Below are 13,837 nucleotides of genomic sequence, written 5' to 3'. Positions count from 1 at the left end.
GGGCCGCGCGGATCACGGCGATGTCGGGGTTGTGGAGCTTGCGCGGGCTGGCCGGACCGTCGCACCAGACGGTGTCGTCGGTGACGTGCCAGCCGGGTGCGCCCCAGAAGCGGTCGGGGCGAGCAGTTCCCCCGCCACCGCGCGCTGGTCGCGGATCGCGCCGACGGCGGTCAACGCGTCCGCGACGCGGTCGACGGCGGTGGGCGGGGTCGCGGCGTCACCGAAGGCGGGCAGCAGCAGGAGCAGGTGGGCGGGCTCCGCGCGCACCGCCAGGTCCGGCCAGGACAGGCCCGGGCCCGCGAAGTGACCGTCGAGGGCGGCGACGTGGACGGCCGGGCCGCGCGGCGGCGTGATCAGGTAGTCGAAACCGGCCTCGCCGGACAGGTTGCGCATGACCACGTGGACGCGGTGGCCATCCCGGACCGGGACCGTGAACACCGGCCAGCGCGACTCGTCCAGGAGTTCGCGCGCGAGCGGGCCCGCCTCATCCGATTCCACTCCGAACGCGCCCGGCGCGGAGGGCGCGTCCCCGACCCAGGCGAGGAACGGCGGCCAGAAGTGCTTTTTCGACAACAGGTCCGACCGGTCGACGAGCACGGGCGGTGACGACTCGAACGGGTCAAGGTAGCCGGGAATACGCACACAGCGAGTGTGTCAGCCACCCGATCGTGTTCATCGGTGAGGGGCGTGTTGCGAGTGACCACACACGCGTCTTAGATTCGGGACTCGAATAGCCGGTTTGTCGAATAGCGCGATTCCGCGCGTCGGGGCGGCATTCCGGCGGTATTCCCGATCAGGGGGTGTCCGGCGGTGCGGGCGGAACTGGAACGGCGGTCGGCGGGTGAGGTGCTCGCGCACGCGCGGGCCGCGTGCGCGGAGGTGCTGCGGGGCGAGGTCGACCACCTGCCCGGCCCGCTGCGCCTGATGGTGGGCTACCACCTGGGCTGGTGGGACGAGGCCGGGACACCGACCGCGCGCGGTGGCGGCAAGGGGCTGCGGCCCGCGCTGGCCATCGCGGCGGGTCGGGCCTGCGGCGACGCGGACGCGGCCGTCCCGGCGGCGGCCGCGGTGGAGTCGGTGCACGACTTCACCCTGATCCACGACGACATCATGGACGGCGACCGGATGCGGCGCGGCAGGCCGACGGTGTGGACGGTCTGGGGCGTCGGCAACGCGATCCTGGTCGGTGACACGCTGCATTCGCTCGCCACCCGATTGGTGGCCGCCGGGATGCCCGCGCCGGTGGCCGCCGTGACCCGGCTCGACGGGTGCGTGGTCGAGCTGTGCCACGGCCAGTACGAGGACTGCGCGGCCGAGTCCGGGCACGACGACCCGACGCTCGACCGCTGCGTGCGCACCGCGCTGCGCAAGACCGGCTCCCTGTTCGGCGCGGCCTGCGCGCTGGGCGCCATGGCCACCGACGCCGACCAGGACGTGGTGGCCGCCCTCGACGCGTTCGGCCGCGACATCGGCGTCGCGTTCCAGGTCGCCGACGACCTCATCGGCATCTGGGGCGACCCGGCGATCACCGGCAAACCGGTCGGCGCCGACCTGTCCCGGCGCAGGCACTCCCTGCCGATCGCCGCCGCGCTGTGCTCGGGCACGGCGGCGGGCCGGGAGCTGGCGGACATGTACGCGTCGAACCAGCCCGTGGACATCGACCGGGCGGCCACCCTGGTCGACGCCGCGGGCGGGCGCGGCTGGGCGAGCGACTACGCCGCCGAGCGCGTCACGGCCGCGCTCGCCCACCTCGCGGACCTGCCCCACCCGGACGACCTGCGCACCCTCGCCACCCTCGCGGGCCACCGCGAAGCCTGACCGTCAGTGGTGCCCCCGCCTGCCGAGGGTCTCCTCCGGGGTGGCGCCGGGCCGGTCCCACTGCGGCACCGGGCGGCTGGTCGGCCCCCAGGTGGGGCTGCCGTCCGCGGCCGAGCGCCAGGACCAGCAGGCGTCGCGGCCCTCGGGCCAGCCCTCGGGGTTGTCCTCCCAGCGCTCGCCCCGGCCGTAGGGGGTCCGGTCGAGCAGGTTGAGCGACGGGTTGATCGCCTCGATGCCGCGGCCCGTCGTGGCGTAGGTGAGGTACGCCGCGTCCGGCGCGTGCCAGGCCGCGGTCGTGCACCCCTCGCACCGGCCCTGGTGCGGCGCGCCGTCGTACCACATGTGCTTGTGGGCGATCAGTTCGTCGCGGCCCTGGAACAGGTCCAGGAACGGCACCGGGCCCTCAGGAGTACATGCCGGGTCCGAACACCTCGTAGTGGATCCGGTCCGCGGGCACACCGCGGTCCAGCAGCGCGGCGCGAACCCCGTGCATGAACGGGATCGGGCCGCAGAGGTAGGCGTGGGCGTTGTCCGGCAAGGGGATCTCGTCGACGTCGAGCGCGTGGCCGTGCGCGGTGCGGGTTTCCACGCTGGTCATGGTGGCGGCGAGGTGGGTCATCTCGGCGTGGTGGGCGTGCCGGTCCGCGCTCCGCTCGGCGTGGGCGAGCACGACGGGCCGGGTGGGTTGGGTGTGCGAGAGGTGGTCGAGCATCGCGGCCATCGGGGTGACGCCGACGCCCGCGCTGATCAGCACGACCGGGTCGGTGCCGTCGGCCAGCGCGGTGTCCCCGGCGGGCGGGCCGACCAGGACGGTGTCGTCGGCGCGGACGTGGTCGTGCAGGAAGTTCGACACCGCGCCACCCCCGACGCGGCGGACGGTGATCCGCAGGCAGCCGCGACCGGGTCCCTGCGACAGCGAGTACTGCCGCGGCTGGCGGTGGCCGTCGGGCAGGTCGACGGCCACCGAGACGTACTGGCCGGGGTGGAAGTCCGGGACGGGCCCGCCGTCGTCGGGGACCAGGGTGAACGACACGGTGTCCACGGCCTCGTCCTGCCGCTTGGCGACCCGCCACCGCCGCCACACCGAGACCGGCTCGACGCCCGCGGACGCGTAGAGCCGGGCCTCGGCGGCGATGAGCTCGCAGGCCAGCAGCCAGTACACCTCGTGCCACGCGGCGACGACGTCCGGCCCGACGCCCAACACGGTGACGACGGCCTCCAGCAGGTGCCTGCCCACGACCAGGTACTGGTCGGGGCGGATGCCGAGCGACACGTGCTTGTGCGCGATCCGCTCGGCGATCGGCCCGAAGTCCGGCCGCGCGGGGCCGGTGCCGGTGAGGTGGCCGCCGTAGGCGACGACCGCCGCCGCGAGCGCGGCCCGCTGCCTGCCGTTGGCCTGGTTGCCCTGGTTGAACAGGTCCAGCAACTCGGGGTGGGCGGCGAACATGGACGCGTAGAACACGCCGGTGATCTCGGTGGCGTGCTCGGCCACGACCGGCAGGGTCGCGCGGACGACCTCGCGGGAGACGTCGGACAGCGGCGGGATGGCGGGGTTCTCGGTCACGGGTTCACGGTGCGCCCGGGCCGCGGCAAGATCGAGAGGCGCAACGTCTCGCGCCACCAGGTCTTTGGTCCCGAGTCGGAACACCGCCGTTGGAGTGAACTCCGCCACTCGATTGGGGACTTGGTACGCCTCGCTCCCCCGTGGAACACCTACCTGGGTGCGCGGAAGCCGCCGATCGCCTCCTCGAGGAGTTCGGCCAGTCGCAGCGGGGTGCGGTCCTCGAACAGCGGGCCGATGAGCTGTACGCCCACGGGCAGGCCGTCGGGGGACGGGCCGGTCGGGATGGCGGTGGAAGGTAGGCCGGGCATGGTGGCCAGGCCGGCCCAGACGAGCTGGTCGAAGAACGGGTACGCGGCGCCGTCGATGTCGATCCGGCGGCCCAGCAGGTCGGGGTCGTGGTCGTGCGGGAAGGCGGGGGTCGGCGTGATCGGGCAGACCACGGCGTCGAACTCGGCGAAGAACCGCCGCCAGCCGTGGCGGTGGGACTCGCGGAGGGCGTTCGCCTCGAGCCAGTCGCGGTGGCTGAACACCATCGCGCGCCACCGCGCCGCGTCGAGGCTCTGGTCGTCCGGGCGCAGTGCGGCGGCGCGGGCCCGCAGCTGTTCGTACTCGTCGACGGGGAACCGCGCGACGGAACCCGAGCACAGCAGGTTCGTGTAGAGCGTGGCGGCCTCGGCCAGGTCGGGCAGCAGTGGACTGTGCCGTACGACGCGGGCGCCGCCGTCGACGAGCGCGTCGGCCACCCGGTTCACGCCCGCCCGCACCGCGGCCCCGGTCGGGATGAACGGGTGTTCCTCCAGGACCAAGACCCGGAAGTCGCCCAGCCGCTCGTGCCGGGCGGGCGGCAGGGCCACGCGGTGCGCCATGCCGTAGGTCAGCGGGTCCGGGCCCGCCATGACGTCGAGCAGCAGGGAGAGGTCGCGAGCGGTGCGCGCCATCGGACCGACGACGGCGAGGTCGTGCTCGACCGGCCACGCGGGCGCGTCCGGCGGGACCATGCCGCGACTGGCCACCAGCCCGACCGTCGGCTTGTGGGCGTAAACACCGCAGAAGTGCGCGGGGGTGCGCAGCGAGCCCCCGAGATCGGAGCCGATGGACAACGCGCCGAACCCGGCCGCCAGCGCCGCCGCCGACCCGCCCGAGGAACCGCCCGAGGTCCGTTCGGGATTCCACGGGTTGGTTGTGGTGCCGTAGATCTCGTTGAAACTCTGCAGGTCCTGCAACCCCAGGGGCACATTGGTCTTGCCGAGCACCACCGCGCCCGCGTCCCGCAGTCGCGACACCTGCACCGCGTCCGCGGTGGGCACGAAGTCCCGGTACCGCGGCATTCCCCAGGTCGTCGGCAGGCCCGCGATGTCGTAGGACTCCTTTACCGTCACCGGAATCCCGAGCAACGGCCGGTCCACACCGCGCGCACGCGCCTGGTCGGCCTCGCGCGCGGCGGCCCGCGCGCGGTCGAAGTCCGGCACGCAGATCGCGTTGATCACCTTGTCGTCGCGCTCGATCCGCGCGATCGCCTCGTCGGTCAGGTCCACCGAGGTCACTTCACCGGCACGCAAAGCAGCCGCGAGTTCTTCCGCGGTCGGAAAGTTCAACTCCATGATCCGACCGTACTGACCCCCGGCGGAGGCCATAAAACACGAATTCGCACAACAGGTCGAGAGCGGGGAGGCGAACCTCTCACCTCCCCGCTCCGATCGCTACGCGCAGGCCAAGGTGGGCGCACCGGTGGTGGAACCCGCCGACGAGAGAGTCGCCAGTGGCGCGCCCGCGAAGCCGAGGATCCCCTGGGTGGTCGCGCGGACCGCGGTGCCGGGGGTGAATCCGGTGCTGTCGAACGCGATCGCGCCGCGGTCGGCGGCCGGGGCGGAACAGGTGACGCGCAACGAGAGCACGAAGCCTGCCGCCTTCGCGGCGGGCAGGATCCGGCCACCCGCGCGGAACGCCTGCCCGGCGAGGCCGGTGGTGCTGGCGTTCGCGGTGCCCGACCCCGTTCCGGTGACGCCGCCGTTCGACAGCTGCTGGGACTTGAGCCAGGTCAGCCCCTTCTGCGCCGCCGTGTGCCGACCGGTCGCCAGGAGCGCCTGGGTGACCATGGCGGTGGCGTCGGCGTCGCTGACGCAGGTGGGCGTGCCGTAGTAGAGCGGGAAGCCGCCGTCCGCGCACTGGGTGCCGACGGTGAAGTCGACGGCCGCGGTCGGCGCGCCCGCCGGGGTGCGGTCGAGGGCGAGGAGGGCGAAGGACTGGGTGAAGGCGTTGCTGTAGTCGCCGTAGACCGAGCGGTCGGAGTAGCGGCCCGACGGCGTCAGCAGCGTGCCGAGGCGGGCGATGAGGTCGACGCCGCCGAACGCGGTCGGGTCGGCGCCGCGGACCTGCGCGGCGAAGGCGGTCTTCGCGGTGGCGCCCGCGTAGGCCTCGGTGCCGCCGTCACCGAGGTAGCCGGTCAGGACGTCGGGGCGGGCCAGCCAGGTGAGGGCGGCGGCGCCGTAGTCGTCGGCGGAGCGCGCGGCGGCGAAGGCGAGGACCGCGTCGATGGTCAGGCCCGCGTCGGGGTAGCTGGTGCCGTCGAACGTGGTCTCCAGGTGGTCACCGTCGACGAACTGGCGGGCCGTCCAGCCCGCGGCGGCCCGGTCGGGGCGGTGGGTGGTGGCGCCCGCGGCGGGCGCGGCGACGACGGTGGCGGTCACGCAGATCGCGGCGACCAGGGCAGCGCGGAATCTCATGTGGGCCTTTCCGGCGCGCGGGCCGGGACGCGGCGCGGGCGCGGCGTTCCCCGGCCCGCGAACCACGACGGGTGAGGTGTGTCTCGAACCCGGCGCGGGTAATCGGACTCGCCACCGCGGGGGTGGCACACCGTTGCGGGTCAGCGCCGGATTCCCACCGGACTTCCCCCGTCGCCGGGCGTTGCCAGTCTCCCAGGCGCGCCCGCGCGGTCAATCGGCCATCCGGGCGCACGGGCGCCGGAGTGTCGAAAGTGGACCGCAATGGCCTCGCCCGAATGCCATACCCGCTGGTATCCGCGCTGTCGAGCGGGCCGGAGCGGACCGTTCGCGGTTATCATCCGGCGGTGACCACCTTCCGGCTCGACCAGAGCGACAACGTCCGCACGAAGGCCGAACGGGACACGATCCTGGCGGACCCGCGGTTCGGCACCGTGTTCACCGACCACATGGCCACGGCGGTCTGGACCGAGGGCGACGGCTGGCGCGACCACACCGTGGGTCCGCTGCGCCCGTTCTCGGTGCACCCGGCCGCGGCCGTGCTGCACTACGCGCAAGAGGTGTTCGAGGGCCTCAAGGCCTACCGGCACGCCGACGGCAGCGTCTGGCTGTTCCGCGCCGACGCCAACGCCGAGCGCTTCCAGCGGTCCGCCCGGCGGCTCGCGCTTCCCGAGCTCGACACGGCCGCCTTCCTCGACGGCATCGAGCAGCTGGTCCGCGTCGACGCGGACTGGGTGCCCGCGCCGGACGGGGAGAAGAGCCTGTACCTGCGGCCGTTCATGTTCGCCACCGAGCCGTTCATCGGCGTGCGGCCCGCGCGGGAGGTGACGTACTGCCTCATCGCGTCCCCGGTCGGCTCGTACTTCCCGTCCGGTCCCACGGGCGTGAACCTGTGGGTGACCGACGAGTACGTCCGCGCGGCCCCCGGCGGCACGGGCGAGGCCAAGTGCGGCGGCAACTACGCGGCCGGTCTCGCCGCGCAGCTCGCGGCGCAGGAGAACGACTGCGACCAGGTGCTGTTCGTGGACGCCGTGGAGCGCGAGTGGCTGGAGGAATCCGGCACGATGAACGTCTTCGTGGTCACCCGGGACGGCGAGCTGGTCACACCGGGGCTGGGGACCATCCTGGCGGGGGTCACCCGCGGCAGCGTGCTGGCACTGGCCGAAGACCACGGGCTCACCCCGGTGCAGCGCCGGATCGGCGTCGGCGACCTGCGCGCGGGCTGCGCGGACGGCTCGATCACGGAGATCTTCGCGGCGGGCACGGCGGCGGTGATCACGCCGATCATCGGCTTGCGGGGCAAGGACTTCGACCTCACCGTGGGCACCGGGAAGCCCGGCGAGCGCACGCTGGCGCTGCGCGAACACCTGCTGGACATCCAGTTCGGGCGCGCGGCCGACACGCGCGGGTGGCTGCGCCGGGTCGTGTGACGGGTGGGTGGCGGCTCGCGTGAGCCGCCACCGCTTTCAGGCCCGGCCCAGGGCGGCGACGACGATCCGGGCGGCCTCGGCGACGATCGGGCGCGCGGGTGGTTCCGCCTTGGTCGGGGCGGTGTAGACGCCGATCAGCCAGGGACCGCGGCCGGGTGGCCAGGCGATGGCGACGTTGTTGACCTCGCCCGCCGCGCCGGAGCCGCTCTTGTCGCCCGCGCGCCAGTCCGCCGGGAGACCCGCGCGGACGAGGTCCTTGCCGGTGGTGCTCCCGACCAGCCACCCCGTCAACCGGTCCCGGCCCGTCGGCGCCAGCGCGGTGCCGAGGAGCAGCGCGCGGTAGGTCTCCACGATGCGTCGAGGGGTCGTGGTGTCGCGCTCGTCGCCGGGGGCGCCGACGTTCAGGCTGGTCTCGTTGCGGTCCATCCTGGTGATGTCGTCGCCGAGCGAGCGGACGAACGCCGTCGCGCCCGCGGGGCCGCCGACCTCGTCGAACAACAGGTTCGCGGCCGTGTTGTCGCTGACGCCGACCGACGCCGCGCACAGCTCCGCCACGGTCATCCCGGTGTCGACCCGCTCCCCGGTGACCGGCGCGTACTCCTCCAGCCGCGACCGGTCGTAGCGGACGAGCTTGTCCAGGTACCCGGGATCGGCCTCCGCCCGCCGCAACACCGCCCCCGCGACCAGCGGCTTGTGGGTGGAGCAGGCGAGGAAGCGCTCGTCGGCGCGGTGCCCGACCGCGGCCCGGTCCCCACGTCGACCGCGAACACGCCGAGCCGTCCGCCCATCCGGGCCTCCAACTCGGCGAACGCGGCCGGTTCGGTCGTCGTGGTGACCACAGTGGACGGTGGCGCTTTCTCGGGCTGCCCGGCGCACCCTCCCGCCAAAGCCCCCACCCCGGCCAACAGGGCCACCCTGCGTGAAACGGTTGTCATGGATCCCCCCTTGATCATCGTCCACCGTAGGCGTGGACGCGGGGAAAGTCGAACCGGTTAACCGGACAACTCGTCGACCACTTTCCTTCTCGCCGGTGCGTTAGCATCGCGCCATGCTCGACGGTGAACCGGCCGCCGACGCCCGGGCCGTACTGGGCGACCTCCGGAGCTGGCTCATGACCCACGACAACTGGACTCGGATAACGGCCCTCATCCACCAGTTGGCCCACCACATCGCCACCAACGACACGGCCGCCGCCGAACAAGTCATCGCCGAACTCGAGTCGTACAGCCCCCTCCGCCTGACCCGCATCACCCACGACGACGGCGGCAGCGCCCCACCCGAGACCCTGGAGGCCAGCGCCGAGGTCGTGGAGTCGTTGCGGGAAGACCCACCCACCCCCAACGTCGTCCCTTGAGGTCGCGGTGCCATCTTCGGACAAAGCCGGTACTCCGGAGTCGCCGTGGTCCACCGCGCGTCAACACACAACCACACCCTGACAGCATTCGAGCACACTGTCGCGACCGCCGAGCAAAGCAACAGCCTCGCGATGTTCCGGGGCGCCGAGTTCCTGGACACGGCCGACTTCCACCGCACACGGTTTGATTCCGTACATCGCTTTCGCGACAGCACGTTCCGCGCGAAAGCTCGCTTCGATCACGCCGTCTTCCACGGCGATGCCGACCTGGACGGCGCGCACATCGCCGAGGCCAACCGCTCGGGCACTTCCCGTGGAGCCCGACCCTCGACCACGAGTCGGTCTAAGGTGGCGATATGACCCGCGTCTCCGGCCAGGAGCTGGTCGTGCACCTCTACGCCCCCGTCGACGGGCCGCGGGCGGCCGCCGGGTGGGTGGCGTTGCGCGAGGTGTGGTCGCGGTGCGGGCGGTTGCTCGGCACCACCGACCCGATCACCGAAACCGGACTTCCCACCGCCTTCCCGGACACTCCCGGGCAGGCCGCGATGGCCGCCGCCGAGGGGCGGGGTGGGGACTTCCAGGTCGTGCTGCGCCGGTATCACGAGGAGGTCAACCTCTCGGTCGCGATGGCGCCAGCCGACGCCGGGTGGGTGGAGGCGCATCGGTGGTGGGCCGAGGTTCGGGCGGATGCCACCGAACCGCTCACCGCCGAGGTCGTTGTCTCGCAGGGGCGGGTCGCCGAGCTGGCGCGGACGGCGCCCGCCGAGGTCGCGGCCGCCGCTCTGCTGGCGCTGCCCCGGGACGCGCGGCGCGCGCGGTGGCCAGAGGCCGCCGCGCACGGTACGGGGTTTCTCGTGTGGGAGCCCGACGCCACCGTTCTCCCGGACCGCCACCTGGTCGTCGTCGCCGACGAGACCCAGGACCGCGACCTGAGCACCTGGACGTGGAGCGACGGCGGCACCACCCTGCCGCCGCTCGCCCGCTACCTGCTGCACGCCGGGAATCTCCGCCACCACGCCCGCGTCTGGGACCGGGAGCGCCGGTCGCTCGCTCAGCTCCGCGGCGCCGTCGACACTACCGCTTCCCAGGCACGGCAAGGGTTCTCCGCGTCGGTCCTGGCCCGATTGCGTGATCTCGAAGCGGAGCTGCTGTTCTGCGGGACCCGCGCGCGACGCATGTCCCGGGCCGTCTCAACCGAAGCGGCCCTCATGGGCGTGCCGCTACCCGGCGACCGCGGCCGCGCGGACTGGTTGCTGGCCGAACTGTCCGCCACCATCGCCGCGCTCGCCGAGTCCGCCGCCCTGGCCAAGGGAACCCGCGAACTGGGCCACGACTTCACCGCCCCGCCGCCCCTCGACCACCCGGAAGCACCGACCAAGGTCCGCGCCACACCGCGGAAACCGACCACCGCGACCAGGATCGGCTTCGCCCTGGACATCGTCGGCTACGGCACCCGCCCGCCGGAACGCCGGTCACGCTTGCAAGACCGCCTCCTCGCCATCGTCCAGGACGTCCTCGCCCACCTCGACCTCGACATCTCCGACACCGACCACCAAGGCGCGGGCGACGGCCTCTTCGCCTTCCTACCGCCCTCCGTCGACGCCACCAAAGCCCTGAACGTCTTCTTGCGACAAACAACGGCCAGACTCGAAGAGGACAACGACGAATTCCGCGACCCGATCCGCCTCCGCTTGGCCGCCACCACCGGTCCGGTAGGCCTGGCCGCCCTCGGTTTCGCAGGCGACACCCCCACCGTCCTGGGCCGCCTGCTCGACTCGCCTCCCGTGCGCGCCGAAGCGAGAACCCGGGACCTGGCCGCGATCATCGCCGATCGCCTCTACCACCTCGCGGTCGACGAACCCTGGAGACCCGACTTCACCAAGCACACGGTCCAGGTCAAGGACTTCACCGCCGACGCCTGGCTCTGGCGGCCCGCTCAGCCGTAGTGGACGTACCCGGCCCAGCACCAAGGCTTGTCGGGCAACAACTCCCGCACCCGCACCGCGGCCCGCCGCACGGCCCCCGCCGCCAAGTCCGAATCCTCCCCCATGTCCCGGTAGACCAACCGCGTGACCCGGTGCGCGATCCGGTCGGGCACGGGCCACAGGGTCGCGATGACGTGCCGGTACCCGAGCAGTTGGAACACCGACGCCAAGTGCACCGCCTCGTCCGGCAGCGCGGTCCCCGGCCTGCTGGTCGAACACGCCGCCAGGAACGCCAGTTCCGCGTCGGGCAGGCGAACCCCGGCCAACACCGACACCGGCAGCGGCTCGTCGGCGATCAACGCGCTGGCCCACGGATCGGCCAGATCACTGTGCGCGTGGCAGGCGAAGTGCGCCCACGGGTGCCGCCCGAGCGCGGCCACGACACCGTCCGCCACGAACTCCGCGGCGCCGAAATGCGCGCGCAGCCAGGTTTCGGAGTCCATGGCCGCGGGCAACTCAGCCGCCCCTCCGGTCACCGGCATCGTCACCACCGCCGCCGACCAGGGCCGCCGGGTCCGCGCGCGCGAGGTCACCGGCATCACGCGATACGAACTGTCGACCTGGTCCAGCACCGACTCCCCACCTCGGTGCCCGGCCGCGTGCAGCGGCAGGAACGCGAGGAACCCCGACGGACTCCACCGGATCGGCCGGTCCGTCCCGGTCACGGCCAGCACGGGCGCCGCGATCGCGTCCCACAACCAGGCCAGCAACCCGAACAGCCACTCGTCGTCCCGGTCGCCCGCGAGCAGCCCGGTCACCCACTCGGCCACCTGCTCGGCGCGGGCATCGGGCAGCGGCACCAACTCGATCCCGGAATGCCGCAGCACCAACGCATCGGAACGCAGGGTGCTCACGTTGAGCAGAACCAGGGGACCCTCGTCGGCCGCGGGCAGGGGCTCGCGTGGTGTCCGCAGCAGATCCCCTTGCCGGGAATGGATTTCCGCCAGCACGGACTCCCGTTCCCGCACCGCCGCCCGCCGGCGCTCCACGACATCACCCGCGGACTCGTAGTAGTCCACTGTGTCCAGTTCGCGGGACAGCGCCGCCAACCGGTCCGCCAACGCGGGATCGACCCGCCGCAGCCGCGCGAGGTCACGGCCGCGCGAGAGCGCCCGCCCCAGCAGCACGGCCCGGGCCCGGTGCCACACCTCGACCGCGCCCTCCAGGTCCCCGGCCAGCACCGCGGTCGCCACGGCGTCCACGGCCAGACCCGCGTACGGCGTCAACCGCGTCGTGGCGTCGACCCGGTCCAACTCGGCGGGAACCGTCCGGTCGAGCAGGTCGACGACCATCCGCAGCGCCCGTGCCGCGCCCGCCCAGTCCCCCAGCGCCGCCGCCTCCCCCGACGCCCGCCGGGCCGCCGCGGCGCGGACCCCGGGTGGGGCCACGTCGAGCGCCGCGGCCCGTTCAGCGAACGCACGGGCCTCTTCCCCGTCCGCCGAGGCGGCGGAACGCAGCAGCAGCGACTGCCCGAGCAGGGGGTGGTCCGGCTCGGTGGCGGTGATCGCCCGGTCGGCGGCCGCCGCCGCGGCCGTGCGGTCGGCCGGGTCCTCGGTGCGGCCATACCGGGTGAGCAGCGCGTTCGCCAGCGCGGTCAGCGGGACGGCCGCGTTCGGTCCACGCACGTTCACCGCGCCCAGGATCTCGATGGCCCGGTCCGGCTCCGCCTCGCCGAACAGGCCCGCGTAGTTGACGAGCAGGCTCACCGCGGCAGGATCCCCCGGGTCCACGCCGTCGATCGAGGCACGGGAGTGTTCCAGCGCGGCGATCCGGTCGCGCTCGTCGCCCGTCGACAACCAACGACGATGGCGGTCCAGCGCCACCGAGCCGCGCAGGTGGCGGTAGTGCGCGTGGCTCGGCGGCGTCCGGGCGATGGCCTGCTCGGCGGTCGCGATGGCGTCGTCGAGGTCGGCCCGGGCACCGGAGTGCCGGTGGCGGGTCGACAGCAGGGTGGACAGGTTGGCGAGGCCACCGGCCCGCCAGAGGTCGTCCGGCCCGGTCTCGGCGAGCACGGCGCGGAACAGGTCGATCGCCTCGTCCGCCAGGTCGGGCCGGTGGTGGCGCTCGGACGACTCGGCGAGCGCCATGGCCAGGGCCGCGCGGGTACCGGGGTCGACCGCCACCGACCGGGCCAGGTCCAGCGCCTCGGCCAGGTCGCGGGCGTCCCCGGTGTCGTCGGCGCGGGTCACCAGCGTGGACACCAGGTTCGCCACGGCCGACGGCCGGAACGGCCCGGTCCCGTCGGCGGCGGACCGGAGCGCGGCCACGGCGTCGTCGAGGTCCGCCGGGTCGCGGGTCAACCCGTGCCGGGCCAGGAGCGCTGTGCCGAGGTTGGACCAGGCCTGGGCCGACGCGCCTGCCCGCGCGACCCGCCGGGCGACCTCGACGGCGGTGTCGAGGTCTTGGCGGTCGGCGCGCCGCTCTCCCCTGGCCCGCAACGGGTTCACCAGGTTCGTCAGGCAACTCGCGGCCAGGCCCGCGTTGTCGCCCGCGGCCCGCACGGCCGCCCACCCGACCTCCACCGACGCGTCGAGGTCGGCTTCGGCGGAGGCCCGTTCGAACCGCGCGTAGTAGGCGCAGCAGAGCGTCATGAGGCCGGTCGCGAGTTCGACGGCGTCGAGCCGCTCGACGAGCGCGCCCCGCAGCAGGTCGATGACGCGGTCGACGTCCGCGCGGTCGCCTCGGACATCGGCCCTGGTGAACAGGACCGTGGCCCAGGCCAACCGGTACCGGACGCCGCGCGGCGCGATCGACTCGGCCACCGCGCACGCCTCGTCCAGCGCCGCCGCGTCGCCGCTGCACTGGTGGAGTTCGCGCAACGCGACCGCGCGGATGAACCGATCACCCGGTTTGCGCGATCCCCGCAGCCCGTCGGCGACCCGGGCCAGGCGCGCGGGATCCCGCGCCGCGGCCGCGGCCTGGACCTCCCGTCGGAGGCTGGACCCGCGCATGACCGCCACCGTACC

General features: G+C 73.6%; 11 protein-coding genes, 1 pseudogene and 1 riboswitch. Of the genes and pseudogenes, 5 read left to right on the top strand and 7 right to left on the bottom strand.

Annotation, left to right across the window (positions count from 1 at the left end):
* Positions 1-12: 12 nt before the first annotated feature.
* Positions 13-642, bottom strand: a complete 630-nt coding sequence (locus CLV40_RS11200; RefSeq protein WP_146107990.1) for a hypothetical protein — start codon at positions 640-642, stop codon at positions 13-15.
* 168 nt (positions 643-810) lie between these two features.
* Here CLV40_RS11200 and CLV40_RS11195 point away from each other — a divergent pair, with 168 nt between their 5' ends.
* Complete coding sequence (locus CLV40_RS11195) at positions 811-1,818, top strand: polyprenyl synthetase family protein (RefSeq protein WP_104478827.1); 1,008 nt, start codon at positions 811-813, stop codon at positions 1,816-1,818.
* Positions 1,819-1,821: 3 nt separating this feature from the next.
* Here CLV40_RS11195 and CLV40_RS11190 read toward each other — a convergent pair.
* From CLV40_RS11190 to CLV40_RS11175, 4 genes and pseudogenes are all read right to left on the bottom strand, one after another.
* Positions 1,822-2,226: pseudogene (locus CLV40_RS11190) on the bottom strand (DUF899 family protein); the annotation flags it as partial.
* On the bottom strand, positions 2,222-3,382 hold the full coding sequence (locus CLV40_RS11185; RefSeq protein WP_245931221.1) for a globin domain-containing protein: 1,161 nt from the start codon (positions 3,380-3,382) through the stop codon (positions 2,222-2,224). The gene CLV40_RS11185 and the pseudogene CLV40_RS11190, both read right to left, overlap by 5 nt.
* Before the next feature lie 149 nt (positions 3,383-3,531).
* The gene (locus CLV40_RS11180) at positions 3,532-4,983 is read right to left on the bottom strand and encodes an amidase (RefSeq protein WP_104479046.1); all 1,452 of its coding nucleotides are present in this window, start codon (positions 4,981-4,983) and stop codon (positions 3,532-3,534) included.
* A gap of 99 nt (positions 4,984-5,082) precedes the next feature.
* Entirely contained in the window at positions 5,083-6,105 is a 1,023-nt protein-coding gene (locus CLV40_RS11175) for a peptidase (RefSeq protein ID WP_104478825.1), read from the bottom strand.
* Between the two features lie 76 nt (positions 6,106-6,181).
* Positions 6,182-6,324, bottom strand: a riboswitch (cobalamin riboswitch).
* 125 nt (positions 6,325-6,449) lie between these two features.
* Here CLV40_RS11175 and CLV40_RS11170 point away from each other — a divergent pair.
* Positions 6,450-7,532, top strand: a complete 1,083-nt coding sequence (locus CLV40_RS11170) for a branched-chain amino acid aminotransferase (protein ID WP_245931220.1) — start codon at positions 6,450-6,452, stop codon at positions 7,530-7,532.
* A gap of 36 nt (positions 7,533-7,568) precedes the next feature.
* On the opposite strand, the gene bla is transcribed toward CLV40_RS11170, so the two are convergent.
* Positions 7,569-8,408: a class A beta-lactamase gene (bla, locus tag CLV40_RS11165; protein WP_219823952.1), complete on the bottom strand. Its 840-nt coding sequence runs from the start codon at positions 8,406-8,408 to the stop codon at positions 7,569-7,571.
* 172 nt (positions 8,409-8,580) lie between these two features.
* Here bla and CLV40_RS11160 point away from each other — a divergent pair, with 172 nt between their 5' ends.
* The 3 genes from CLV40_RS11160 (at position 8,581) to CLV40_RS11150 (ending at position 10,832) form a co-directional block, all read left to right on the top strand.
* Positions 8,581-8,886: a CATRA system-associated protein gene (locus CLV40_RS11160; RefSeq protein WP_104478823.1), complete on the top strand. Its 306-nt coding sequence runs from the start codon at positions 8,581-8,583 to the stop codon at positions 8,884-8,886.
* A gap of 132 nt (positions 8,887-9,018) precedes the next feature.
* Positions 9,019-9,246, top strand: a complete 228-nt coding sequence (locus CLV40_RS40740) for a pentapeptide repeat-containing protein (RefSeq protein ID WP_374066536.1) — start codon at positions 9,019-9,021, stop codon at positions 9,244-9,246.
* On the top strand, positions 9,243-10,832 hold the full coding sequence (locus CLV40_RS11150) for a CATRA conflict system CASPASE/TPR repeat-associated protein (protein WP_104478821.1): 1,590 nt from the start codon (positions 9,243-9,245) through the stop codon (positions 10,830-10,832). The genes CLV40_RS40740 and CLV40_RS11150 overlap by 4 nt, the downstream gene beginning before the upstream one ends.
* Here the strand turns inward: CLV40_RS11150 and CLV40_RS11145 are convergent.
* Positions 10,823-13,822 carry a CHAT domain-containing protein gene (locus CLV40_RS11145; protein WP_181043436.1) on the bottom strand — a complete coding sequence of 1,000 codons (3,000 nt, stop codon included), beginning with the start codon at positions 13,820-13,822 and terminating at the stop codon, positions 10,823-10,825. The genes CLV40_RS11150 and CLV40_RS11145 overlap by 10 nt on opposite strands.
* Positions 13,823-13,837: the final 15 nt, after the last annotated feature.

It is taken from the genome of Actinokineospora auranticolor, assembly GCF_002934265.1.
Lineage (GTDB): Bacteria > Actinomycetota > Actinomycetes > Mycobacteriales > Pseudonocardiaceae > Actinokineospora > Actinokineospora auranticolor.
The sequence above is the reverse complement of the archived record's forward strand: the minus strand, read 5'-3'. Positions and strand labels throughout refer to the sequence as shown.